This window comes from Mucilaginibacter sp. 320_HR (assembly GCF_059691875.1).
The window spans coordinates 749,803-773,427 of the sequence record NZ_JCAWAI010000002.1 but is presented as its reverse complement, the minus strand read 5'-3'; the positions used below and the strand labels follow the sequence as shown (position 1 = coordinate 773,427).

Genomic DNA, 23,625 nt, shown 5'->3' with positions numbered 1-23,625 from the left:
CCTAGTGTCACATTAAACAAATATCAAAACGCAATTCTTTTAATCGAATTAAAAGCATACCTTTGCCCGGCAAATAATAACTCCAAATAATTATTTGCTATGCAGTTAGACCCATCTAAATTTGTCGCCGAAGGATTAACTTACGACGACGTTCTGCTCCTCCCGGCTTACTCCGAAGTTTTACCACGCGAAGTTAATACCGGCACTTATCTGACAAAAAAGATAAGGCTGAACATCCCCATTATTTCTGCCGCTATGGACACCGTTACCGAAGCTGGACTGGCTATTGCCATTGCCCAGGCTGGTGGTATTGGTATACTCCACAAGAACATGACTATACAGGCGCAGGCTGATGAGGTACGCAAGGTTAAACGTTCTGAAAGCGGGATGATACAGGACCCGGTGACGCTTGATAAAGATGCACTACTGTCTGACGCCGTAAATATTATGCGGGAGTATGGCATCGGGGGAATCCCCGTTATTGATGCCGACCACAAACTGAAGGGTATTATCACCAACCGCGACCTTCGTTTCCAAAAGGACCTGAGCTTGCCGGTGAGTGACATCATGACCAAGTCCAACCTTATTACCGCCCCACAGGGCACCACACTTACCGAAGCTGCTTCTATCCTTCAGGATAACAAGATCGAGAAGCTGCCTGTTGTAAATGATGAAGGTAAACTGGTGGGTCTTATCACCTATAAAGACATCCAAAAAGTAAAAAATTTCCCTAACGCCTGTAAAGACGAATTTGGCCGGCTGCGTGTTGGCGCGGCTGTAGGCGTTGCCGCTGATAACATTGACCGTGTAAGGGCGCTAGTTGCCGCCGGTGTTGACGCAATTACGGTTGATACAGCTCACGGCCACTCCAGGGGAGTTATTGAGATGGTGAAAGCGGTTAAGGCTGAGTTCCCCGACCTGCAGGTGATAGCTGGTAATATTGCTACAGCTGATGCTGCCAATGCCCTTGCAGATGCAGGTGCTGATGCAGTTAAGGTAGGTATCGGCCCGGGTTCTATTTGTACCACACGTATCATAGCGGGTGTTGGTGTACCACAGTTATACGCTGTTTACGAGTGCGCTAAAGCAATGGAAAGCCGTGGTATACCGGTAATTGCAGATGGTGGTATTAAACAAACCGGCGATATTGTAAAGGCCATTGCTGCCGGTGCAAGTTCTATTATGGCGGGTTCGTTGTTTGCCGGTGTTGAAGAATCACCAGGTGAAACCATTATTTACGAAGGCCGTAAGTTTAAATCGTACCGTGGTATGGGCTCAGTAGAGGCAATGGCCAAGGGTTCCAAAGACCGTTATTTCCAGGACGAGACCGACGTGGTTACTAAACTTGTTCCGGAAGGTATTGTTGGCCGTGTACCTTTCAAGGGCAACATGGCCGAGGTTATCTTCCAGTACATAGGCGGCCTGCGTGCAGGTATGCACTACTGCGGCGCTGCAACCATCGAAGATCTTCAGAAAGCCAAGTTTGTACGTATAACAGCAGCCGGCATGCGCGAAAGCCATCCACATGATATTACTATAACTAAAGAAGCACCTAACTACACCAGCAGGGGATAAAAAGGTCCGAAGGTCGGGGAGTCCAGGAGTCCGGGTCATAGAGAACACATTCTTCGGACTTCCGGACTTTCCGACTTACCTTACTTACAACTATGAAAAGCATTTGCGTTTTTTGCGGAGCAAATTTTAATGGTGACGCTGCGCTGGCTAACGCCGTTGAGCAGCTTGCTGAAATAATGGTGAGCCGCGGCATCCAACTGGTTTATGGCGGTGGCAAGGTCGGTGTGATGGGCTTATTGGCTGATGCGGTGCTGAAGCGCGGCGGCAGGGTGGTAGGCGTTATCCCGCAGTTTTTGCTTGATAAAGAAGTAGGCCACACCGGTATTACTGAACTTCACGTAGTAGAAAATATGCACCAGCGCAAGCAAATGATGAACGATCTGTGCGACGCTATTATTATGCTGCCGGGCGGTTTTGGTACCCTGGAAGAGTTTTTTGAAGTGCTTACCTGGCTGCAATTGGGCTTGCATAATCATCCGGTGGGTATACTCAATGTTGGCGGCTTTTACGATCATTTGCTGATGCAAATGGATGTAATGGTGGAACAGCGCTACCTTAAACCCGCCAACCGTAAATTGGTGCTTTCGTCGGCTGATGCTGTAGAGTTGGTGAATTTAATGGATGAGATCGAGATAAAACCGGACGAAGTATGGTTCCACGATCGTAATCTCAGCTAGCTTTTATTTACCACCAGTTTTATTTCTTACATATACTCTTAGCCGGTGTGTTGGCGTAATGCTCACAATCCCGTTGGTCTCTTGTTTATTGGAGAGCACAATGTACATCTCCACCTCAACACCATTTTTAGAAAACTTATCTGTTCGCTTAAATCTGCCGCTTTCGATTGCCGACGTGTCATCTAAAGATCCGCTGCTTTCTCCCGCGCCAAATATTGCTTGTGCTTGTGTAAGAAACTTCTTGTAACGGTCTATAAACGGCAAGAGGTCCTCTACCGGGCGTTTTATAGCTTGCTGGTCTTTCCCAAAATTACTTTCGTCCAGTTCGTACAAAATATAGTTGATGGTGGAATCTCTTGTATTTGGGAAATAGTACACCAGCACATTCGGAAGTAGCTTTTCTTCGCGGAGGTATACCACGGGCTGCCCAACCCCCGGCGCGTTTAAGTAGGTGTTCTCCAAAAACACAGGCGTGCTTTTGGCTGCTTTCTCAAATCCCTTTACATACTCCATTGTTTTTCCCTTAACATCAAAAATGATCTGCGCGTAAGCAGCGCAATTAACGGCTATAAAGAAAATTACGGTTGTAAGTATCTGCTTTATCATAATGTATAGCAATAAACGCGGGTATTAATCCGGCAGTGCGCTAAATTAAACATTAATTGCATGGGCAGGTTTAATGGGCAAATTTTCCTAAACTTACAGCACCTATTATAAACAATTATGGATCTGGAATTTAATAAAAACGAGGATGTTAACAAGCAACTCGCCTTTGATGTAACTACACGGCTTAAAAAGATATACGCCGGCGGCGGCGAAAAAGCTGCTGCCAAACAAAAGGAAAAAGGCAAGCTGCTTGCCCGGGAGCGCATAGCTTACCTTGTTGATGACGACAAGCCCTGGCTGGAAGTAGGAGCCTTTGTTGCTGAAGGCATGTATGCTGAGCACGGGGGCTGTCCCGGTGGTGGCGTGGTTTGCGGTATTGGCTACGTAAGTGGCAGACAATGCGTGGTGGTAGCTAATGATGCTACTGTAAAGGCCGGTGCGTGGTTCCCGATAACAGCAAAAAAGAATTTGCGTGCACAGGAGATTGCCATGGAAAATCGCTTGCCTATTATCTACCTGGTTGATTCTGCAGGCGTATACCTGCCACTACAGGACGAGATATTTCCGGATAAGGAACATTTTGGCCGCATCTTCCGCAACAATGCGCTCATGAGCAGCATGGGAATTATCCAGATAGCCGCCATTATGGGTTCTTGTGTAGCTGGTGGCGCTTATCTGCCTATCATGAGTGATGAAGCGATGATCGTGGACGGTACAGGGTCGGTTTTCCTGGCGGGATCTTACCTTGTAAAGTCGGCCATAGGAGAGGATGTAGACAATGAAACACTTGGCGGCGCAACTACTCAATGCGAAATATCTGGTGTTACAGATTATAAGCACCCCAACGATAAGGCTTGCCTCGACTCCATCCGAAAGATTATGAACAAGGTGGGTGATTATAACAAGGCCGGGTTTGACCGTATAAAGCCATCCGCACCAAAACTAAACGAAAAGGATATTTACGGCATACTGCCCGATAATCGTGAGAAAGCTTACGATATGAAGGAGATCATCCTCCGCTTGCTGGACGATTCTGATTTTGAAGAATACAAAGAGGGCTACGGGCAAACCATTATCTGCGGATTGGGCCGTGTGGACGGATGGGCGGTTGGTATTGTAGCTAACCAACGCAAAGTGGTTAAAAGCAAAAAAGGAGAAATGCAGTTTGGCGGCGTAATTTATTCCGACTCGGCAGATAAGGCCACACGCTTTATTATGAACTGTAACCAAAAGAAGATTCCTTTAGTTTTCCTGCAGGACGTTACCGGCTTTATGGTAGGCAGCCGTAGCGAACATGGCGGGATCATTAAAGATGGAGCCAAAATGGTGAACGCGGTGTCTAACTCGGTTGTGCCGAAGTTTACCATTGTTATAGGTAATTCATATGGTGCCGGTAATTACGCTATGTGTGGCAAGGCGTACGATCCAAGGCTTATTTACGCGTGGCCATCAGCTAAAATAGCGGTAATGGGTGGTGCACAAGCGGCCAAGGTGCTGGTGCAAATGCAGGCAGCCGGTTTAAAGGCAAAAGGCGAGGAGGTTGACAGCGTTAAAGAGGCCGAACTGTTAAAACAAACGACCGAACGTTATAATGCCCAAACTACGCCATACTATGCAGCGGCAAGGCTTTGGGTGGATGGTATAATAGATCCGCTGGAAACACGAAAAGTAATATCCATGGGGATAGAAGCGGCCAATCATTCGCCAATAGAGAAACAGTTTAATGTCGGGATAATTCAAACTTAAGTTAGTTAATGAATAACGAGTTGTTTACTGCCGGCTTAGGCGGGTTGATTTTTGCCGCGGGCTGCATTGTATATCTTAAACGTAAAAAGTTGCTGCGTTCGGGCATAAGGGTGGTTGGTACGGTAGCCGGTTTTGCGCCCCGTGCAGATGCTGATAGTTTGCCGATACCACTGATAAGGTATGTTACTGCGGATAAGAAGGTACTAACCGAACAGTACGACGTTGCGGTAAGTTCAGCAGACAAGTATTCAGAAGGTCAAAAAGTAGAGGTTATTTATGATCCCGATAATACCTCAAGCTTTATCCTGGACAATAAAACCACAAAATACCTGGGTGTTATTTTCATGATAGCAGGAACAGTGCTGTTTACCGGCGCGTACATTTACTACCTGGTAATTAAAAATGACGTACATTGAACTATGAAGAAATTCTTAATACCGGCGCTGTTATTTTTATCGCTTCATTTAGCGGCTCAGGACGTCAATAAAATTCATCAGAATGCAATCCTAATAGATACCCATAACGACGCTATTTCCAACGAACTTATTACTAAGAACGACCTCGGCAAGTTGCAAACTACGGGCAACTTTGACCTGGTTAGGGCAAAGCAGGCGGGACTGGATGTGCAGGTGTTTTCTATTTGGTGTGGCGATCAATACAGCAATGGCACCGCATACGCCTTTGCCAACAGGGAGATAGATTCGGTAATGGCGCTCATCAACCGTAACCCGGACAGAACAGTGCTGGTACGCACAGCCAAAGATCTGAAGAAAGCTGTAAAACAGGGTAAAATGGCCGCTATGTTGGGTGTAGAGGGCGGCCACATGATAGAAGACCGGCTCGACTATATAGACAGTCTTGCCAAACGGGGCATGTGTTACCTTACCCTGACATGGAACAATAGTACGAGTTGGGCAAGTTCTGCCCGCGACGAAGTATTGCATAAAGAAAGGCTGAAGCAAACAGGCCTTGCCGACTTTGGCAGGCAGGTGGTACACAAGCTGAACGATATGGGCATTATGATAGACCTGTCGCACCCGGGCGAGCAAACCTTTAAAGATGTAATGGCAATAACTACAAAGCCGGTTATTGCATCGCACAGTTGTGCTTATGCGCTGTGCCCACACCGTCGCAATCTTAAAGATTATCAGTTAAAAGCTATTGCCAAAAACGGGGGAGTGGTGTTTGTAAATTTTTACAGCGGCTTTATAGATAGTACGTATGATGCCAAACACGAGGCTTACCTGGCCAGGCATAAACCGGAACTGGATTCGTTGATTAAAGTATATAATGACTATGACCTCGCCAGCATTAGGTTGAACGTTATCAACAAAAAGGAAGCCGACCAGCTGCGACCGCCGTTGAGCATGCTTATTAAACATATTGATTACATGGTTAAGCTGATGGGGGTAGACCATGTGGGTATCGGGTCGGACTTTGACGGCGCAGAATCATACCCATTGGGCCTGGATAGCGTAACTGATTACCCCAAGGTAACTGCCGAACTGCTGAAGCTGGGTTATAGCGAAAAGGACCTACGGAAAATTATGGGCGAAAACTTTATAAGGGTACTGAAAGCGAATAACGGAAAGTAGCGCTGGAAGTGTGTGTAAATATGCCTTGGTTGATAAGTTTTACTGCCGTTTGACCATGCCCGTGCATCTTTTTATTACCTTTGTATTCAATATTTTTGATACTGATGTCACAAGATACCGAACACGTAAAATGTTTAATTATAGGCTCTGGCCCTGCAGGGTACACAGCCGCAATATATGCTTCACGCGCAGACCTTAAACCGGTAATGTATACTGGTATGCTGGCCGGCGGTCAGCTTACCCAAACTACCGAGGTGGAAAATTTCCCGGGTTATCCGGCCGGTATTATGGGGCCGGAAATGATGGAAGATTTTCGTAAACAGGCGGAACGTTTAGGCACGGATATCCGTTTTGGTTACGTTAGCTCTGTTGATTTTACTTCTCTGCCCCATAAAGTGGTAGTTGATGAAAGCAAAACCATTCTCGCTGATACCGTAATCATTTCTACAGGTGCATCTGCTAAATGGCTGGGTTTAGAGTCTGAGCAAAAATATAGCGGTTTTGGTGTATCTGCCTGCGCCGTTTGCGACGGATTTTTCTTTAAAGGACAAGACGTAGCTATTGTGGGGGCGGGAGATACCGCAGCTGAAGAAGCTACTTATCTTGCCAAAATGTGCCGTAAGGTTTACATGATTGTTCGTCGTGATGACTTCCGCGCTTCAAGAGCAATGGTTCACCGCGTGTTAAACACCCCGAATATTGAAGTGCTTTATAACACTGAAACTAAAGAAATACTTGGTGATGGACAAAGTGTTACCGGCGTCGAAGTTATTAATAACCAATCTAACGAGACCCGCACACTTGATGTTACCGGCTTTTTTGTTGCCATCGGCCACAAACCTAATACCGACATATTCAGAGGCTGGTTAAAGATGGACGAGACTGGATACATTATTACACATCCCGGATCAACTGTAACCAACGTGGAAGGTGTGTTTTGCTGCGGCGATGCACAAGACCACATTTACCGGCAGGCGGTTACTGCAGCGGGTACAGGTTGTATGGCAGCCATTGATGCCGAACGTTACCTTGCTGCAAAAGAGCACGTAGTAACGGCTTAATCTTTTTCCCGTAGACATAATGAAGAGCGCTTGCAGTACTTGTAAGCGCTCTTTCTTTTTAAGTTTAAAATTATGTTAGTCTGGGTAAGACATCCGGCAACTTAGCAGACAAATTGCCGCCAGTTTATAAGATATTATAAGTGTCCCGCTCTGGAGTATTTCAGCTGTCCCAAGGTTCGCATTTGACACTATGCGAAAATGATATAAACTATTGTCATTTAGGTCATTAAATCAAATGACCTAAACCTTTTGTACTGTCCCGGGGTGTCCCGCTTTAATCAGGTAAATAGCTTTTATACAGACACTTAACTGTTTTAGCTGTCCCACGTGTCCCACTCTCAAAGCGGGACACCTCAGCTAAACTAACCTTCCATTTCCTTTGCAGATTCTTCTACTTTACGGGCAAGCTCCTGCTTATAGTTAATAAGGTTTCCGGTTATGGTTTCATCTCCGGTGGAAAGTATTTGTGCTGCTAAAATGCCTGCGTTTTTTGCAGCGTTTAAAGCCACTGTAGCCACAGGGATGCCGTTGGGCATTTGGAGTATGGAGAGGATAGAGTCCCAGCCATCAATAGAGTTGCTTGATTTTACAGGTACGCCAATTACGGGTAAATGTGTAAGCGATGCAACCATGCCCGGCAAGTGCGCTGCGCCACCAGCGCCTGCTATAATCACTTTAATGCCCCTGTCAGCAGCTGCCCGCGCAAAGTTGAACATGCGATCTGGTGTGCGGTGCGCCGACACTACGGTGATCTCATAATCTACACCAAGTTCTTTCAGTACGTCAGCAGCATCCTGCATAATATGCAGGTCAGACTTGCTGCCCATGATAATAGCTATTTTAGGTTGAGGAGTGTTCATAGAGTTATGCAATCACTTTAAGTGTTTGTTGTACATATCGTGCTGTTTCTATAGCTTTCTCGCGATCGCTGTCGATGATGGTTACGTGACCCATCTTACGAAAAGGCTTAGTTAAAGCTTTCCCATACAAGTGAACGTAAACGCCTGCGCATTTGAGTACCTTTTCTATGCCCTGGTAAACTGCAGGACCTTCATAGCCAGCCTCACCCAAGACATTAATCATGATGGCATTGCTGAGGCAATTAGTATCACCAAGTGGCTGGTTGAATATCGCCCTAAGGTGCTGCTCAAACTGTGAAACAACATTTCCCTCAATACTCTGGTGACCGCTATTGTGCGGTCTTGGAGCAAGTTCGTTCACCAGTATTTTACCGCTTTTGTCCAGGAACATTTCCACCGCGAGCAGGCCTACAATGTTTAGTGTTTCAGCAATCTTCTTAGCTATTTGCTCCGCATCTTGCTGTACCTCAAACGGCAGGGTAGACGGCGAGATCAGGAACTCCACCAGGTTAGCTTCGGGATTAAACTCCATTTCTACCAACGGAAAGGTTTTAACATCGCCTGCCTCGTTTCTGGCCACTATAACAGCAATTTCCTTTTCGAGATCAACCCAACGTTCTATCAGGCTTGGTTCGGTGAATGCATTTTCAAGGTAGCTTTCGTCCACAACCTTATACACACCTTTGCCGTCGTAACCATCACGACGAAGTTTTTGGATATATGGAAATGGAATATGGCTCTCCCTTAACTGCTGAGCCGATGATATGATCTGGAATTCAGCGGTTGGGATGTCGTTTTCTTTGAAGAATTGTTTTTGCAACCCTTTATCCTGTATTAACCGGATAATCCGGCTTTGCGGATAAACCAACACGCCTTCTTTCTCCAGCTGTTCCAGGGCGTCTACGTTAACCTTTTCAATTTCAATAGTAAGCAGGTCTACCTTTTTGCCAAAAATGTATACGGTCTCGTAATCACTTAATGAGCCCACTACAAACTCGTTGCATAGACGGCGACAGGGTGCCTCCCGGTCCGGATCCAAAACTTTAATGGTAACGTTGTAATTTATAGCTTGTTGAATAAGCATGCGGCCCAACTGGCCCCCGCCTAAAATGCCTAATCTGAGATCGCCGTAGAATGCTTTCATGTAGCTGACAAATTTAGGGTTTTCTTTCAAACACTTACATACTATTCACAAACACGTCCACAAACAAGATTTACAAAGCGCTGTTTAGTTTACACACAACGGTAAAGGCTGTTAAACGGTAGAAAATGAAACCGCAAAAACGTACCTTTGCCCCGTTTTTTACATCTTATTTAATTACATGAAGTTTAATATAGCAGTAGCAAAGGGTGATGGTATTGGCCCGGAAATAATGGCAGCCGTGTTGCGGATTTTTGACGCAGCTGAAGTGCAGTTAGGTTACGAGTACGTAGAAATGGGTAAATCGTATTTCGACGCGGGACATTCTACAGGGATGACCGCTGAAGCTAAGGAAACTATAGAGCGTTTGGGTATCTTGTTTAAAGGTCCAATGGAAACACCCAAAGGTAAGGGTGTTAAAAGTATCAACGTTACCGCCCGCAAGGTATGGAACACTTATGCCAACCAACGTGATTTCCGCTCTTTAAATGGAGTAGATACCGTGTTCTCTAAAGCGGGCATTCCGATAAACCTGACCATTGTTCGCGAAAATATCGAAGACACTTATGGTGGTATAGAGCACTTGTTAACAAATGATGTAGCCGTAGGTCGTCGTATTATCACCCGCCCCGGATCGGCACAAGTAATTAGGTATGCTTTTGAAATGGCGCGCCGTAAAGGCTATAGTAAGCTAGCCTGCGGTCACAAGGCTAATATTATGAAACTTACTGACGGCCTCTTCCTGGAAACCTTTTATGAAATTGCGCAGGAGTACCCAGACATTCAGTCGAGCGACATTATTGTGGATGACCTTTGCATGAAGTTGGTTTCCCGTCCAGAGATGTTTCAGGCTATTGTACTTACCAATCTGCAAGGCGATATTGTATCTGACCTTTGCGCCGGATTAGTGGGCGGCTTGGGTTTCGCTCCGTCGGCTAACATTGGCGATAACATATCTATTTTTGAAGCCGTTCATGGTACCGCACCAGATATCGCGGGTAGGGGTATCGCAAATCCTACGGCACTACTGCTTTCCGGCATACTAATGCTGCGTTATTTAGGGTTTACCATGACGGCTGCAAAGATCGAGAATGCATTGCTATACACACTCGAGCAAGGAATTCATACCGGAGATTTTGGTGACAAATCTGTTCCTGCATCAAACACGGACACCTTTGCTGATGCGATTATCAACAATTTGGGCAAAATACCTTTCAAAGATGGTGTAATTGCACAGCCCGATGTTCCAAATAAAGCCAACCAGGATCACCCGGCTAAAAATAAGCTTACCGTTACCAACAGTAACGTCACAGAAGAAATGATCGGAGTTGACGTGTTTGTAGAGTCTAACCTGCAACCATCTGAGCTGGCCGCTATAGCGCAAACCAAGCTGACAGACAACTTTGAACTAATAATGATATCCAACCGCGGTACGCAGGTTTGGCCTACAGGCTCCATCTTTACGGAACTTGTAAACGAATATCGTATTCGTTTTGAAAAGAAGGAAGGCATCGAGATCACCCAAAAAGAGATACTGCACATTGCGGCAGATCTATCAGAAAGCCTAAAAGTTTGCTCGGTGGAGTTCCTGATGAAGTTTGGTGGCAAAATAGGCTACACTTTGGCTCAGGGGCAGTAATTCTCATTTTACTTTAACCATAAAAAAGCCGTGACGTTTGTCATGGCTTTTTTTGTGCCTTAATGATGTTAACTATAGCTGTTTGGAATAAATAATACTAAACAAAATACTTGTAATGGGTATTTTGCTTTAAAACCTACAATTGCCGTACCAATTCCCTGTACTTAAAGAAAGTGCCCGCTTGAGGTACTTTACATTTTTCTACCTTTATGTTATGCAGGGCATTCCCTCGGGCTTTGCCTTGACTGCTGTTGCCAATTACCTAACAGCAAAAGGATTGTCTTCCCACTCAGTTGGTACTTTTGTGGCCATTGTAGGTATACCATGGATTATTCAATTTATCTGGGGGCCTATAATAGATAGATATCAGTTCTCTGTAATTGGCCACCGAAAGCATTGGGTGGTATTAACTCAATTGTTTGCCTTTTTAGCGTCGTTAACGTTGTTGGTTATACATGATCCGGTAAAGCAGCTTACGCTTATGTCTGTGGTGTTTTTTATTCATAGCAATTTCGCCAGTGTACAAGATGCCAGCGTTGACGCAATTGCGATATCTGTTGTACCTGAGCAGGAGCGTGGCCGGATTAATGCTTTCATGAGAGGTGGTTATCTGCTGGGCATTGCGGCAGGCTCTGCCGGGCTATCAACAGTGCTGCATAGCTTCGGGTTTTTCTATGCGGCACTCGCGCAGTCGCTACTACTATTGATTATGACCATGCTTACGTACTTTATCAAATTTGACAGGTTTGATACGTACATACCAAAACTTACTATCGGGTCCGGGAGCTCTCACTATAAGCCTGGAGAAGATAATCCCAGCCTTAGATGGTTGTTTAAACAGCTTTACGAAGGCTTTATTGAAAGGCAAAGCCTGCAAACCTTTGCTGTTATTGCCTTGGTATATACTTGCAATAGTATTTTCATCAGGTCGTTCTCCTTCCACTTAATCCATACCCTTCACTGGGCAGATAATGCGGTATCGGTATTACAGGGAAGCTGGGGAACCATTGCAACTATGCTGGTTGTTGTTGGTGGCGGTGTAATTGCTGACCGGATGGGGCCTGCCAAACTACAAACAAGGGTGATGATATGTATTGCCGTATTCCTGATTATGTTTAACGTATTGGGTGGCTTTTGGATGAACCATAGTGTAAGCGTCACGGGAGCTGTGCTTTGGAATTTTGCAGACCCGATGTTTAGTGTTGCAGCTATGCCGGTTTTAATGGCTTTGTGCAGAGATAAAGTGGAGGGTTCACAGTTTACTGCTTATATGGCGATGGTAAACTTATGTGATGTTATGGGCGCTTACATTTCCGGTTGGGCAATGACCTGGTTAGCAGCGCCGGTACTTGGCTTCGTTTGCGGATGTTTGATATTTACCGTTGTTGCTATCCGTATATATAAACGCAGGCCGAGAATATCTTCTCAGCCTGCGTATTTAAGCAGAGTTGGAAGTATATAGTTAAATGATATGCTCAAGCATTGTTTTTAGCACTGCCTGCGCAGCCCATACCCGGTTTCCTGCTTCATGTATGACGATGGATTTGAGTCCATCCAATACCTCTGATGATAGTTCCAGATCGCGCCTTACCGGGAGGCAATGCATCACTTTGGCGTTTGGAGCAATACTGAGCTTTTCGTTGGTTAACATCCAATCATCATTGCCGGGCAATACGTTGCCATAAGGCTCATAGGCTGACCAGTTTTTCACATAAATGAAATCAGCATCTTTTATCGCTTTATCCTGGTCATGCGTGATGGTTGCACCTTTTGTGAATTCCTCAGAAAGCTCGTAACCCGCCGGGTGCGCAATTGTGAAATCCACATTGGCCCTGCACATCCACTCAGCAAAAGAATTCGGTACAGCTTGCGGCAAAGGCTTAATATGCGGCGCCCAGGTGAGCACCACCTTGGGGCGGTTGGTAGTTTTAAATTCTTCGATGGTTACCAAATCCGCAAGGCTTTGCAGCGGGTGACGCGTTGCAGATTCCAGACTTACCACAGGTACTTTACAAAACTCCACAAACTTATTGAAGATAGCTTCGCTATAATCTTCATTGCGGTCTTTAAGGCCCGGAAACGAGCGCACGCCAATAATATCCGAGTACTCGCCCATAACGGCTGCTGCCTCGCGGATATGTTCTACCGTAGTACCGTTCATCACAACGCCATCTCTCAACTCCAGCGCCCAGCCTTCTTTATCAATGTTAAGTACAATCACGTTCATACCCAGGTTCATGGCAGCTTTTTGCGTGCTCATGCGTGTGCGCAGGCTAGGGTTTAAAAATACCAGCGATATGGTTTTATTAAGACCAAGTTGCTTATGAGCAAAGGGATCTTGTTTTAGCCGCAATACCTCAGCTACCAGTGCCGGTACATCCTGAACATCGTTTACAGAGGAGAATAATTTCATGTGCGTGATAAAGTACTCCATTAACAGGGAGCAATGCTTATTAAGAGTTATTTAATGTTTTACCGAAAGCGTCCAGAAACCGGTCTGCATGTGCCATTGTCAAGTTGAGAGCGGGCAATAGCCTTACTACATTCGGTTTGGCCTCGCCGGTAAAAATGTTGTGTTTAAACAGCAGGTCTTTTTTAACGTTTGGCAATTCTTCCGGCAGTTCTATACCGATCATCAATCCGCGGCCGCGAATTTCCTTTACTTTATCAAACTTCTTTAGTTCTTCGATAAGATAACCGCCAACATTTGCGGCATTTTGCATAAGGCTATCTTGTTCTATCACTTCCAGCACCGCTAAACCCGCGGCGCAAGCCAGATGATTGCCGCCGAAGGTAGTGCCCAGCATGCCATATGCCGGCTTTATTTTTGGCGATATGATAATGCCGCCAATAGGGAAGCCGTTACCCATGCCTTTAGCCATTGAGTAGATGTCGGCGTTTATCCCGGCAAAATCATGTGAGAAGAACTTGCCTGTACGGCCATATCCGCATTGGACCGAATCTGCTATAAACACAGCATTATGCTTATCACACAATGAACGGATCTTTTGCAGAAACGGGATAGGAGCTACCTGAATGCCTCCAACACCCTGTATACCTTCTATAATAACGGAAGATATCTCGTTGTTTCGGAATGCTTCTTCAAGCGCCGCTTCATCATTCCAGGGCAGGAAAATGACGTTATCTGTTTCATTTACAGGTGCGACAATTTTCGGGTTATCAGTAACTGCTACGGCTAGCGATGTACGGCCGTGAAAAGCTTTGCGAAATGCGATCACTTTCTTTTTACCGTTGTAGAAAGAAGCAAGCTTAAGAGCATTCTCATTAGCTTCTGCACCTGAGTTGCACAAAAAAAGCTGGTAATCTTCTTTCCCGGATACATGGCCCAGTTTTTCCGCTAATTGCGTTTGCAAAGGAATTTCAATTGAGTTGGAGTAAAAACCGATTTTATGTAGTTGGTCCTCCAGCCGTTTTACATAATGCGGATTGGTGTGACCAATAGATATTACGGCATGGCCACCGTAAAGATCAAGGTATTCGGTGCCATTGTCATCATAAACCAAGCTGCCTTCGCCTTTGACAACATTGATTGGGTTAATTGGGTATACGTCGAATAAATTCATTTTTTAAAGATCAGGAGTACATTAGACTTAAATTGATTGTTGACCGGTGGTGGCGAACGACTTTTTAAAAAGCCGTCGCCTTGAGTCGTAATCCTGAGCGTTCGTCAAGGCCAAACATGAGGTTCATGTTCTGTACGGCTTGTCCGGACGCACCTTTAAGTAAGTTGTCCATAATGCTTATAATGAATATCTTGTTGGCATGCTTTTTAACTTGTATAAAGCATTTATTGGTATTTACTATCTGTTTCAGGTCTATATCCCTGCTGGTTACGTGAGTGAACGGGTGGCCGCCATAGTAATCTTTATATAACTGTAAGGCCTCTGCTTCTGCAAGATCACTCTCCGTGTAAATAGACGCAATTATACCTCTGGTAAAGTCGCCACGGTAAGGAATAAAGTTGATTGCTTCGTTAAAACCGCTTTGCAGCTTGTTTAAAGATTGCCCTATCTCGTTTAGATGCTGGTGGTTAAATGCCTTATAAACAGATAAGTTATCATTGCGCCAGGTAAAGTGTGAAGTGGGCGATAAGCTTTGCCCCGCACCTGTGGAGCCGGTAGTTGCCGTAACGTGTACTTCGTGAGTTAATAATCCTTTGCCGGCTAGTGGCAGCAAACCAAGTTGCAGGCAAGTGGCAAAGCAGCCTGGATTAGCAATATTTTCAGCACTGCGGATATCCTCACGGTTCAACTCCGGCAAGCCGTAAACAAAGTGTTTACTTTTAAAGCTGGCATTTTGGTTCAACCTAAAATCCTGGCTCAGGTCAATTATCCTGATGCTGCCGGGTATTTCGTTAAGCTCTAAAAACTTCTTAGCATCACCATGGCCAACGCAAAGGAAAAGCACATCAATGTTAAAGGCCAGTTCTGAAGCAAACTGTAAATCTGTATCTCCAAAAAGATCTGTATGGACTTCGTATACGTATTTACCAGCGTTACTATTGCTGTGTACAAATACGATATCTACATCCGGATGGTTGATAAGGATGCGCAACATTTCGCCGCCGGTGTAACCCGCGCCTCCAACTATACCTGCTCTAACTTTCGACATTAATTCTGTCATTTTTGGTTGATGGATGTGAATACAACGTAAACTCGATATCTGCTTCACTATGGTTGGTGATGCGGTGCTTTTGACCAGGCTTCACTTCTATACCTTCATGCTCATTTAAAACTTTCACAGTACCATCAAGTGTAAAGATTGCTGTCCCCTTAAGCATAAAAAAGAACTGCGTTGCCTTCTCATGATAGTGCATGGTTTCCGAACTGCCGGGAGGCATGCGCTCCTGCTTTACAGACATGCTGTCGTTTTCAACAAAGGTCCACCCGTCGCAATCCTCGCCCCATTTGTAGTGAACACTGGATTTTTTTGACAGTGGAGCAATGTCCTGTCCCTCGGAAGAACGGGTAGAAGTCCCGGCTTCTTCTAAAGGAGTAGCGCCTAAACCTTTGTTATCGTTGCTTTGGTCGTTCATACAATGTTAGTTAGTTCCTTCTTCGGCATGAGAGGCATTCACCTTGTGGTAAATCATAACCTGGTTACCAAAAATTTTGCTAAAGCCTTTTACGTCTTCGCCGCTCCACGCATTGTTCATTTCGCCATAGCTGCCGAACTTGTTAGACATGAGGTCGTGATCAGACTCGATACCCACCACCTGGAAGCGGTACGGATGCAGCTGAACAAACACTTTACCGCTTACTTGTTTCTGCGTATCTGTAAGGAACGCCTCTATGTTGCGCATGATAGGATCGTGAAACTGACCTTCGTGCAACCAGTTGCCGTAGAAAGATGATAATTGATCTTTCCATGAGAGCTGCCATTTTGTAAGCACATGTTTTTCCAGCGTATGGTGTGCTTTGATGATTACCATTGGCGCGGCAGCTTCAAAACCCACACGCCCTTTTATACCAATAATAGTATCGCCTACATGTATATCCCTGCCAATACCATAAGGTTGGGCGATTGCTTGTAAAGCCTGTATAGCTTTGGTTGGGTGATCATAAGTTGTACCATCTATAGCAACTAATTCGCCCTGTTCAAAGGTCAGTTCTATATTCTTTACTTCTGATTGTGTAACCTGCGTTGGCCAGGCCTCTTCCGGTAAGCCCAAATTAGAAGTTAGTGTTTCTTTACCGCCTACCGATGTACCCCAGATACCTTTGTTGATTGAGTATTTGGCTTTTTCGAAGTTCATCTCCACGCCATGTTTCTTCAGGTATTCTATTTCTTCCTCACGGCTAAGCTTCAGATCGCGTATAGGAGTAATGATTTGTACTTCGGGCACAAGGATGTTGAAGATCATGTCAAAGCGAACCTGATCATTACCGGCGCCTGTACTACCGTGAGCTACAAATTCAGCACCAATCTCTTTAGCATAGTTGGCAATTGCCGTTGCCTGGCTTACACGTTCGGCGCTAACCGATAGGGGATAGGTGTTATTTTTTAATACGTTGCCATAAATAAGGTAACGTACGCAGGTATTGTAAAAGTTTTCAGTTTCATCCACCACATGGTGTGAAGTAACGCCCATTTGGTAAGCACGTTCTTCAACACCCTTTAATTCTTCCTCACTAAAACCGCCGGTATTAACAATAACAGAGTGGACTTCGTAACCAAGATCGCGGGTTAAATAAATACAGCAGAATGAGGTATCTAAACCGCCGCTGTAAGCCAAAACTACTTTTTTCTTCATCTTTTTATAAAGCTGAAAGCAAAGAGCGAAAAGACCAAAGCCCTATGCTCTTAGCTTTTTCATTAAGCCAATCAGCATGGCTTTTACTTCGTTAGTTATTTTGTTAGTATCATCATAAAGGTCTTCACCTATGTAGCCAAGATCTTTGCAAAGTAAACAACAATACTCCAGTTCGTGTGCCGAACCAAGTGCAATGTCAAGAAAGTGAACAAAATCCTTTTCTGTAAAACGTCCGCTGCCTTCTACGATGTTCATCGGTACCGAATACGCTGCTCTTTTTGCTTGACTTTTCAAGTCAAACTGCTCTGCTTTTGGAAGAAGTGGCAGAATGTTTTTGTAGACATGCAAAACCATCACATGCGCTTTTTTCCATAACTCTAACTTCCTATAGTCTCTCATCGCATCAAAGCTTTTTAAGCTCCTTGAAAAGCTTTGTGCTTTAGTCTTTCAGCTCTCTGCTCAAAGTGTTCCAAACGCTTTTTAATAGCATTTTCTATACGCTCAAGCAAGGTCGCCTTTTTGGTGATCTTTTTCATCTTCTCCTCGTATTGTTTCTGGATCTCTGCCGGATCAAAGAGCATGGCAGTACACATGCAGTTTTTGCGCCCTTTGCTCATCAGGATATCATAGTTTACGCAACTTCTGCAGCCCTTCCAAAAATCTTCATCCTGGGTAAGTTCCGAATAAGTTACCGGCTCATAACCCAATTCCGAGTTAATCTTCATTACTGCTAGTCCGGTTGTTAGTCCAAATATCTTAGCCTCAGGGTACTTCTTACGGGAAAGTTCAAAAATTTTGTGCTTAATGGCTTTAGCTAAACCAGCTTTTCTGTAAAGCGGATTAACAATGAGCCCCGAGTTGGCCACAAAATCTCCGTGGCTCCAGGTCTCAATATAACAGAATCCGGCCCAGGTGCCGTCTTTATGCAATGCTATAACGGCTTTACCCTCCAGCATCTTATTAGCAACATATTCAGGAGAGCGTTGTGCAATACCAGTGCCGCGTGCTTTGGCAGATTCGGCCATTTCCTCGCAAATATGAGGGGCGAAATCGGCATGCTGTGCTGTAGCTACCTGTATATCAAAATCTTGTATGGTCATTATTGTAGAAAATTACCTTTAAACTATTCTTAGATTAAACCTCGAATAATTAGATGGACAATGGTTAGAGAAGTTTAAAACGAAACTTCGTGGTTGTATTAAGCGCTAAAGCTCAATTCAAACCCTCGGGATGAATACCCGTCGTCGGCAAGGTGTATACAGAAGGGTAAATGAAACCAAAGCAGTGGCTACAGGGGCATTGTTGGCCCGCGCAACGCGTGTATATAAGCTTTCTGTATTCATTTTTAACAAAGGCAACGCCTTTTTTAATTTTTTGCAAAGTATTGCATAATAATTTATTTATGCAAGAAAAAACTTTAATATGATGTTGAGGTTAAATTGCCTTAATGAGCCATGTTGTGCCACTTATATTAACACTACAGATAGACAAAGATTCTCAGCAATTTTTTGATAACAAACGCAGTAGGTATTTCCCGCTTGAACGCAACTTTCTGGCGGCGCATCTTACGCTTTTTCACCAGCTTCCTGCTAATGACGCTGCTGTTTTTGAAGTATTAAATGAAGTTGTAAGTAAGGAGATGCGGTTTACGCTTGAGGTAAGTGCGATAGTAAGCATCGGTAATGGTGTTGCTTACAAAATAGAGAGCGAGCAACTACAGCAGCTGCACAAACAATTACAGCAGGAGTGGAGCAGGTTTCTGATACCGCAAGACAAGCAAAAGCTATGGCCGCATATCACTGTTCAGAATAAGGTTGATCCGGGTAAAGCTAAGCTGTTGCAAAATGAGCTTAACAGTGACTTCGAGCCATTTAAGACAATCGCTACAGGGTTGGTGCTGTGGGAATATCTTAATGGGCCATGGCGCTTCCAGCAGGCCTTTAACTTTGCGAGTTCTGAAACTTTGCAGTGATATCTTTTATGATCATCTCCGCGTGAATTCTTGAATTCTCAATAAACCAAAGGTGAGTGTCTAATCCGCCGCATACCACACCCGCGAGATACATACCGGGCAAATTAGTCTCCATTGTTTCGGCGTTGTATTCAGGAATGAACTTGTCTTTTGTAAGGTGTATGCCGAGCTTCGCTAGAAATTCGAAATTGGGCTTGTAACCGGTCATGGCCATTACAAAGTCGTTCGGGATAGTAACCTGTCCTTTAGGCGTGTCAATATCCACCTCAGTTTCGCGTACTGCGACTAAATTGCTGTTGAAGTAAGCTTTGATATTGCCCTCCTTTATCCGGTTGATAATATCTGGCCTTACCCAATACTTTACCCGGTTGCTGATCTCATCTCCGCGAACTACCAAAGTGACCTTTGCGCCTTTGCGGTATGTTTCTAACGCAACATCTATGGCAGAGTTACTGCTACCCACCACAACGACGTTTTGCATTGCGTAATAGTGAGGGTCTTTGTAGTAGTGTTTTACTTTAGGCAAATCCTCTCCAGGAATATGAAGATTTACTGCTATATCGTAAAAGCCGGTACTTAGTATTACTTTTCTGGCCTGGTAAGTTTGTTTACATGATGTAACTACAAAGTTATTACCATGGCGTTCAACTCCGGTGACTTCCTCAAAAAGTTTGATCGGTAGTTTGTTATCCAGAGCTACACGGCGATAATACTCCAACGCTTCGTTACGGTTAGGCTGTTTGTTAATACTGATGAACGGAACGCCGCCAATTTCGAGCCTGTCACTCGTCGAAAAGAATGTCATGGTTGCAGGATAGTTGTAAAGGGAATTTACCAGGCATCCTTTCTCTAATATCACAAAGCTTAAGCCTGCTTTCTGCGCTGCTAATCCGCATGCAAGACCAATAGGGCCACCGCCAATAATAAGTATATCTAGCATGTGGCTAAGATAACAGGTAAATTTCCTATTGTATTAGTATTGTAGTATTTTGACGTTGTACCGTCATTTATCCTACCGAAATTTCAGGCAAAAAAAATGGGTAAGCTACTTTTATCGCGCCGCTCAACTCTCTACCCTTGCTGCGTTCCCACCCTGGGGGAGTTCAAGAGGAGCTGGCCGTAAAAGACTTACCCGCCGCAAATATAGGAAAATGATGCGCTTCGGTTAACAAAATGTTAAAGTTTGCGCTTACACGTTGGTTTTCAGCTTGCTAATTTTATGTGAGGATCTGCTATCTAAACTTATCGGCAACTACAAGTTCTTTGCTTCCGGCGGTGTATTTATAAAAACCACTACTACTTTTTACACCAAGATGCCCAGCCGTTACCATATTTACCAGCAAAGGACATGGGGCATATTTGGGGTTGCCAAAGCCATTGTGCAGCACCTTTAAAATAGCCAAACAAACATCCAGTCCTATAAAATCAGCTAGTTGCAGCGGCCCCATCGGGTGAGCCATGCCAAGTTTCATAACTGTATCTATCTCGTGAACGCCCGCTACACCTTCAAAAAGCGTATAAATAGCTTCATTGATCATCGGCATCAATATCCGGTTGGCAACAAAACCTGGGTAATCGTTCACTTCAACGGGTTCCTTGCCGAGCGTTATGGAAAGATCCATTATTGTTTTGGTCACCTCATCTGTGGTAGCATAGCCGCGTATCACCTCAACCAGCTTCATTACGGGCACCGGGTTCATAAAGTGCATCCCTATAACATTTGTGGGGTTTTTGGTTACCGATGCTATTTCTGTTATTGATATTGAAGAAGTATTAGATGCCATGATAGCGCCCGGTTTGCAAACTTCGCTCAGTTGTTTAAACAATTTCAGCTTTATCTCACGGTTCTCAGTAGCTGCTTCAACAACCAGGTCTGCATCGCCGGCACCTTCAATAGCGTCAGTGTAGGTTTTTATGTTCTGTAACGTGGCAGCTTTCGCGGCTTCGTCAATTGTACCTTTTTTAATCTGCCTGTCCAGGTTGCCGGCGATGGTTTGTAGCGCTTTTTGCAGAGCAGCATCGTTGATGTCTACCAGCGATACGTTAAAGCCATTTTGCGCAAAAGTATGAGCTATTCCATTGCCCATTGTACCCGAACCGATAACCGTAATGTTTTTCATGAGATTGGTTTACTATGTACGCAAACTTACAATATCAAGGCACATATTACTAGTTGTACTCTGAAACTTTTAGCAGGATATTGCTAGTGACCTATATCAATCTAGATTGATGTTGCTACCGGCTGCTGCTACTGTAGCCTTGTCAATATTCGCTAACGTGGGGATTTGCCCTATGCAACTAAGGCCCGAGTATTTCAGGATGTATTCCTCAGATGAGGTATTTGGTTCGCCGTTAAAGATGATGCCTTTAATTGGGATGCTCCGAGCTCTAAGTAATTCTATTGACAATAGTGTATGGTTAATACTGCCAAGGTAGTTTTGAGAGACCAGCACAACTTCGGCTTCAAGGGCTTTAATAAGATCAACCATCAGGAAGTGATCGTTCAATGGTACCATTAATCCACCGGCACCTTCAATAAGTAACTTGTTAGTTGTTGAAGGCTTTAATAGCCTATGCTCATCTATAGTGATACCATCTAATAATGCAGATTTATGAGGTGAATAGGGGTGAGTTAACCGGTAGGCCTCCTCATGGAAACGGGATTCGGTATTCGACACCAGGCTGCTCACCTTCATTGTATCAGAGTTGTCCAGGTCCCCTGATTGTACAGGTTTCCAGTAATCGGCTTTAAGTTTTTCTACCAGTATTGCCGATACCAATGTTTTACCAATTCCTGTGCCTATACCTGTTATAAAAAGTGGTTTATCATTCATCTAATAAACTGTTAATTGTTGATGTGAGTAGTTGTATCTCCTGTGAAGTGTTGTAGGAGTGAAGACATATTCTGATCCTTTCCAAACCTTTCGGAACAGTTGGACTGAGTATTGGCCGTGCATCAAAACCGGCCTCCTGTAACGCACCAGCTACTTCGCGCGCTTTTGCGTTACTGTTTAGTACAATACACTGGATGGCGCTGGGGCTGGGAAGAAGTGGAAAGCTTGTGCTTTCGGCTATGCCATCTTTAAATATTGCTATGTTTTGTTTCAGCGGTGCTATAGCAGCACCCGCCGCAGTCAACATTTGATAAGCGATTTTTACAGAAGCCAGCTGATGAAACGAAGCAGCAGTTGTATATATGAATGACCTTGCGAAATTAGTAAGATAATTACGCAGTGTTTCGCTGCCTAAAACAATCGCGCCATGGCAGCCGAGCGCCTTGCCGAAGGTAACCACTCTGGCAAATACCTTATCCTGTAAGCCTAGTTCTGGAATGATTCCCTTAGGGTATAAGCCAACGGCATGTGCCTCATCAACAATCAGGTTTGCACCATATTTAGCGGTTAGCTGCTGTATTTGGACAATTGGAGGGGTATCGCCGTCCATAGAGTATACACTTTCTATTACCACGTAGCAGTTGCCTTTAGCTGCTTTGAGCTTTGCCTCCAGGCTTGCCAGATCATTGTGTTTAAAGCTGTAACGGTTAGCATAACTCAGGCGCGCGCCATCTATGATGGATGCATGTATTAGTTCATCACAGATGATCGTATTGCCTTTTTGAGGTACTGACGAAAACAGGCCAATGTTAGCATCGTAACCAGAATTAAATAAGAGACCTGCTTCCGCGCCGTGCCAATTTGCTATCTCTCGCTCCAGGTCTTCAGCATAGGCTGTATTGCCCGATAACAATCTTGAACCAGTTGAACCATTTAAACTCTGGGCATAAGCATTTACCTCCATTAAAATGGCGTCTCGCATTTCTAACGAACGGGCAAAACCAAGGTAGTCGTTGGAACAAACATCTATCAGGTTGCTCTCGGGCCTTAACATCCGGTACATACCGGCGTCTTTACGTTCGTTTAGCTTATCGGCAAGAGATTGGTGTGCTTTATCCAACGGCTTAAATTTCTGCTAAAATAAAAAAAGCGGCTTAAGGCCGCTCTTTTATATTCTTATACAGAATTATTTCTGTGGTGGGGCACCGCCGCCGTTTTGCATACGTGCACGACGCTCGTCCATTTCTTTCTGCCATGCAGCTGCCTGCTCAGCTGTTAAAACTGCCTTTACCTTGTCGTTAGTAGCCTGCATCATAGGGCGGAAAGCCGATCTGTCGGCACCTGCGTTACGCAAGCTGTCCATTTGTTTTGTTTGACCTTCGTAGATAGCGGTGATTTTGGTTACCTGTTCATCAGTCAATTTCAACGATTCTTTCATCGCTTTAACCCTGTCAGCAGCAGTCATCCTCATACCACCCTGCGCGCGGCTTACTGCTGTGATCCCAACAAGGAAGCAGCAGATCAACATAATTTTTTTCATTATTTTTCTTTTTAGTTTATTGATGTTTTGATAAAGGTAAATAGCATTAGTTTAATTACATCCTTGTAACTTAATTGTTGCTAATCACCAATTTCTGTAATCATC

24 protein-coding genes and 1 other RNA gene are annotated in these 23,625 nt (G+C 44.6%); 9 read left to right on the top strand and 16 right to left on the bottom strand.

Features of this window, described 5'->3' with window-relative positions:
* Positions 1–99 precede the first annotated feature (99 nt).
* Positions 100–1,575 (top strand): IMP dehydrogenase, encoded by a 1,476-nt coding sequence (guaB, locus tag AC59GT_RS09110; RefSeq protein WP_497237347.1) that lies wholly within the window; start codon positions 100–102, stop codon positions 1,573–1,575.
* Positions 1,576–1,667: 92 nt separating this feature from the next.
* A complete protein-coding gene (locus AC59GT_RS09105; RefSeq protein WP_497237346.1) occupies positions 1,668–2,252 on the top strand; it encodes an LOG family protein in 585 nt (194 codons plus the stop codon).
* 3 nt (positions 2,253–2,255) lie between these two features.
* Here AC59GT_RS09105 and AC59GT_RS09100 read toward each other — a convergent pair whose 3' ends face one another.
* Complete coding sequence (locus AC59GT_RS09100) at positions 2,256–2,858, bottom strand: hypothetical protein (RefSeq protein WP_497237345.1); 603 nt, start codon at positions 2,856–2,858, stop codon at positions 2,256–2,258.
* A 117-nt stretch (positions 2,859–2,975) separates the two neighbouring features.
* Between AC59GT_RS09100 and AC59GT_RS09095 the strand changes: the two genes are divergently transcribed.
* The 4 genes from AC59GT_RS09095 (at position 2,976) to trxB (ending at position 7,260) form a co-directional block, all read left to right on the top strand.
* Entirely contained in the window at positions 2,976–4,604 is a 1,629-nt protein-coding gene (locus AC59GT_RS09095; RefSeq protein ID WP_497237344.1) for an acyl-CoA carboxylase subunit beta, read from the top strand.
* An 8-nt stretch (positions 4,605–4,612) separates the two neighbouring features.
* Positions 4,613–5,020: a DUF3592 domain-containing protein gene (locus AC59GT_RS09090; protein ID WP_497237343.1), complete on the top strand. Its 408-nt coding sequence runs from the start codon at positions 4,613–4,615 to the stop codon at positions 5,018–5,020.
* Positions 5,021–5,023: 3 nt separating this feature from the next.
* Positions 5,024–6,199: a dipeptidase gene (locus AC59GT_RS09085; RefSeq protein WP_497237342.1), complete on the top strand. Its 1,176-nt coding sequence runs from the start codon at positions 5,024–5,026 to the stop codon at positions 6,197–6,199.
* Positions 6,200–6,303: 104 nt separating this feature from the next.
* Complete coding sequence (gene trxB, locus AC59GT_RS09080; RefSeq protein ID WP_497237341.1) at positions 6,304–7,260, top strand: thioredoxin-disulfide reductase; 957 nt, start codon at positions 6,304–6,306, stop codon at positions 7,258–7,260.
* A gap of 362 nt (positions 7,261–7,622) precedes the next feature.
* Here trxB and purE read toward each other — a convergent pair whose 3' ends face one another.
* A complete protein-coding gene (gene purE / locus AC59GT_RS09075) occupies positions 7,623–8,120 on the bottom strand; it encodes a 5-(carboxyamino)imidazole ribonucleotide mutase (RefSeq protein ID WP_497237340.1) in 498 nt (165 codons plus the stop codon).
* Positions 8,121–8,124: 4 nt separating this feature from the next.
* A complete protein-coding gene (locus AC59GT_RS09070) occupies positions 8,125–9,264 on the bottom strand; it encodes a 5-(carboxyamino)imidazole ribonucleotide synthase (RefSeq protein WP_497237339.1) in 1,140 nt (379 codons plus the stop codon).
* A gap of 178 nt (positions 9,265–9,442) precedes the next feature.
* Here AC59GT_RS09070 and AC59GT_RS09065 point away from each other — a divergent pair, with 178 nt between their 5' ends.
* Both AC59GT_RS09065 and AC59GT_RS09060 read left to right on the top strand, forming a co-directional pair.
* The gene (locus tag AC59GT_RS09065) at positions 9,443–10,900 is read left to right on the top strand and encodes an NADP-dependent isocitrate dehydrogenase (RefSeq protein ID WP_497237338.1); all 1,458 of its coding nucleotides are present in this window, start codon (positions 9,443–9,445) and stop codon (positions 10,898–10,900) included.
* A 142-nt stretch (positions 10,901–11,042) separates the two neighbouring features.
* Complete coding sequence (locus tag AC59GT_RS09060; RefSeq protein WP_497237337.1) at positions 11,043–12,362, top strand: MFS transporter; 1,320 nt, start codon at positions 11,043–11,045, stop codon at positions 12,360–12,362.
* Here AC59GT_RS09060 and AC59GT_RS09055 read toward each other — a convergent pair whose 3' ends face one another.
* From AC59GT_RS09055 to AC59GT_RS09025, 7 genes are all read right to left on the bottom strand, one after another.
* A complete protein-coding gene (locus AC59GT_RS09055; RefSeq protein ID WP_497237336.1) occupies positions 12,363–13,313 on the bottom strand; it encodes a Rossmann-fold NAD(P)-binding domain-containing protein in 951 nt (316 codons plus the stop codon). It abuts the gene before it with no gap.
* A 40-nt stretch (positions 13,314–13,353) separates the two neighbouring features.
* Positions 13,354–14,484 carry an aspartate aminotransferase family protein gene (locus AC59GT_RS09050; RefSeq protein ID WP_497237335.1) on the bottom strand — a complete coding sequence of 377 codons (1,131 nt, stop codon included), beginning with the start codon at positions 14,482–14,484 and terminating at the stop codon, positions 13,354–13,356.
* Positions 14,485–14,548: 64 nt separating this feature from the next.
* Positions 14,549–15,532 carry an N-acetyl-gamma-glutamyl-phosphate reductase gene (gene argC, locus AC59GT_RS09045; protein WP_497237334.1) on the bottom strand — a complete coding sequence of 328 codons (984 nt, stop codon included), beginning with the start codon at positions 15,530–15,532 and terminating at the stop codon, positions 14,549–14,551.
* Positions 15,519–15,956: a cupin domain-containing protein gene (locus AC59GT_RS09040; RefSeq protein WP_497237333.1), complete on the bottom strand. Its 438-nt coding sequence runs from the start codon at positions 15,954–15,956 to the stop codon at positions 15,519–15,521. Before AC59GT_RS09040 ends, argC begins: the two co-directional genes overlap by 14 nt.
* Positions 15,957–15,962: 6 nt before the next feature.
* A complete protein-coding gene (argG, locus tag AC59GT_RS09035; protein ID WP_497237332.1) occupies positions 15,963–17,174 on the bottom strand; it encodes an argininosuccinate synthase in 1,212 nt (403 codons plus the stop codon).
* A 42-nt stretch (positions 17,175–17,216) separates the two neighbouring features.
* Positions 17,217–17,528: a four helix bundle protein gene (locus tag AC59GT_RS09030; RefSeq protein WP_497237607.1), complete on the bottom strand. Its 312-nt coding sequence runs from the start codon at positions 17,526–17,528 to the stop codon at positions 17,217–17,219.
* Positions 17,529–17,587: 59 nt separating this feature from the next.
* The gene (locus AC59GT_RS09025) at positions 17,588–18,274 is read right to left on the bottom strand and encodes a GNAT family N-acetyltransferase (RefSeq protein WP_497237331.1); all 687 of its coding nucleotides are present in this window, start codon (positions 18,272–18,274) and stop codon (positions 17,588–17,590) included.
* Positions 18,275–18,621: 347 nt separating this feature from the next.
* Here AC59GT_RS09025 and AC59GT_RS09020 point away from each other — a divergent pair, with 347 nt between their 5' ends.
* Positions 18,622–19,146 carry a 2'-5' RNA ligase family protein gene (locus tag AC59GT_RS09020; RefSeq protein WP_497237330.1) on the top strand — a complete coding sequence of 175 codons (525 nt, stop codon included), beginning with the start codon at positions 18,622–18,624 and terminating at the stop codon, positions 19,144–19,146.
* Here the strand turns inward: AC59GT_RS09020 and AC59GT_RS09015 are convergent.
* From AC59GT_RS09015 to AC59GT_RS08990, 6 genes are all read right to left on the bottom strand, one after another.
* Positions 19,115–20,086: a YpdA family putative bacillithiol disulfide reductase gene (locus AC59GT_RS09015; RefSeq protein ID WP_497237329.1), complete on the bottom strand. Its 972-nt coding sequence runs from the start codon at positions 20,084–20,086 to the stop codon at positions 19,115–19,117. The two genes, AC59GT_RS09020 and AC59GT_RS09015, sit on opposite strands and share 32 nt — an antisense overlap.
* 95 nt (positions 20,087–20,181) lie before the next feature.
* Positions 20,182–20,280: signal recognition particle sRNA small type (gene ffs / locus AC59GT_RS09010), an RNA gene on the bottom strand.
* Positions 20,281–20,378: 98 nt separating this feature from the next.
* A complete protein-coding gene (locus AC59GT_RS09005; RefSeq protein WP_497237328.1) occupies positions 20,379–21,266 on the bottom strand; it encodes a 3-hydroxyacyl-CoA dehydrogenase family protein in 888 nt (295 codons plus the stop codon).
* A gap of 96 nt (positions 21,267–21,362) precedes the next feature.
* On the bottom strand, positions 21,363–21,980 hold the full coding sequence (gene bioD / locus AC59GT_RS09000; RefSeq protein WP_497237327.1) for a dethiobiotin synthase: 618 nt from the start codon (positions 21,978–21,980) through the stop codon (positions 21,363–21,365).
* Positions 21,973–23,100 (bottom strand): aminotransferase class I/II-fold pyridoxal phosphate-dependent enzyme, encoded by a 1,128-nt coding sequence (locus AC59GT_RS08995; RefSeq protein WP_497237326.1) that lies wholly within the window; start codon positions 23,098–23,100, stop codon positions 21,973–21,975. The genes bioD and AC59GT_RS08995 overlap by 8 nt, the downstream gene beginning before the upstream one ends.
* A gap of 66 nt (positions 23,101–23,166) precedes the next feature.
* Positions 23,167–23,520 (bottom strand): Spy/CpxP family protein refolding chaperone, encoded by a 354-nt coding sequence (locus AC59GT_RS08990; RefSeq protein ID WP_497237325.1) that lies wholly within the window; start codon positions 23,518–23,520, stop codon positions 23,167–23,169.
* Positions 23,521–23,625 lie beyond the last annotated feature (105 nt).

Coding starts and splice junctions, on each gene's coding strand:
- guaB (WP_497237347.1), top strand. CDS start 100: ATGCAGTTAGACCCATCTAAATTTGTCGCCGAAGGATTAACTTACGAC.
- AC59GT_RS09105 (WP_497237346.1), top strand. CDS start 1,668: ATGAAAAGCATTTGCGTTTTTTGCGGAGCAAATTTTAATGGTGACGCT.
- AC59GT_RS09100 (WP_497237345.1), bottom strand. CDS start 2,858: ATGATAAAGCAGATACTTACAACCGTAATTTTCTTTATAGCCGTTAAT.
- AC59GT_RS09095 (WP_497237344.1), top strand. CDS start 2,976: ATGGATCTGGAATTTAATAAAAACGAGGATGTTAACAAGCAACTCGCC.
- AC59GT_RS09090 (WP_497237343.1), top strand. CDS start 4,613: ATGAATAACGAGTTGTTTACTGCCGGCTTAGGCGGGTTGATTTTTGCC.
- AC59GT_RS09085 (WP_497237342.1), top strand. CDS start 5,024: ATGAAGAAATTCTTAATACCGGCGCTGTTATTTTTATCGCTTCATTTA.
- trxB (WP_497237341.1), top strand. CDS start 6,304: ATGTCACAAGATACCGAACACGTAAAATGTTTAATTATAGGCTCTGGC.
- purE (WP_497237340.1), bottom strand. CDS start 8,120: ATGAACACTCCTCAACCTAAAATAGCTATTATCATGGGCAGCAAGTCT.
- AC59GT_RS09070 (WP_497237339.1), bottom strand. CDS start 9,264: ATGAAAGCATTCTACGGCGATCTCAGATTAGGCATTTTAGGCGGGGGC.
- AC59GT_RS09065 (WP_497237338.1), top strand. CDS start 9,443: ATGAAGTTTAATATAGCAGTAGCAAAGGGTGATGGTATTGGCCCGGAA.
- AC59GT_RS09055 (WP_497237336.1), bottom strand. CDS start 13,313: ATGAAATTATTCTCCTCTGTAAACGATGTTCAGGATGTACCGGCACTG.
- AC59GT_RS09050 (WP_497237335.1), bottom strand. CDS start 14,484: ATGAATTTATTCGACGTATACCCAATTAACCCAATCAATGTTGTCAAA.
- argC (WP_497237334.1), bottom strand. CDS start 15,532: ATGTCGAAAGTTAGAGCAGGTATAGTTGGAGGCGCGGGTTACACCGGC.
- AC59GT_RS09040 (WP_497237333.1), bottom strand. CDS start 15,956: ATGAACGACCAAAGCAACGATAACAAAGGTTTAGGCGCTACTCCTTTA.
- argG (WP_497237332.1), bottom strand. CDS start 17,174: ATGAAGAAAAAAGTAGTTTTGGCTTACAGCGGCGGTTTAGATACCTCA.
- AC59GT_RS09030 (WP_497237607.1), bottom strand. CDS start 17,528: ATGGTTTTGCATGTCTACAAAAACATTCTGCCACTTCTTCCAAAAGCA.
- AC59GT_RS09025 (WP_497237331.1), bottom strand. CDS start 18,274: ATGACCATACAAGATTTTGATATACAGGTAGCTACAGCACAGCATGCC.
- AC59GT_RS09020 (WP_497237330.1), top strand. CDS start 18,622: ATGAGCCATGTTGTGCCACTTATATTAACACTACAGATAGACAAAGAT.
- AC59GT_RS09015 (WP_497237329.1), bottom strand. CDS start 20,086: ATGCTAGATATACTTATTATTGGCGGTGGCCCTATTGGTCTTGCATGC.
- AC59GT_RS09005 (WP_497237328.1), bottom strand. CDS start 21,266: ATGAAAAACATTACGGTTATCGGTTCGGGTACAATGGGCAATGGAATA.
- bioD (WP_497237327.1), bottom strand. CDS start 21,980: ATGAATGATAAACCACTTTTTATAACAGGTATAGGCACAGGAATTGGT.
- AC59GT_RS08990 (WP_497237325.1), bottom strand. CDS start 23,520: ATGAAAAAAATTATGTTGATCTGCTGCTTCCTTGTTGGGATCACAGCA.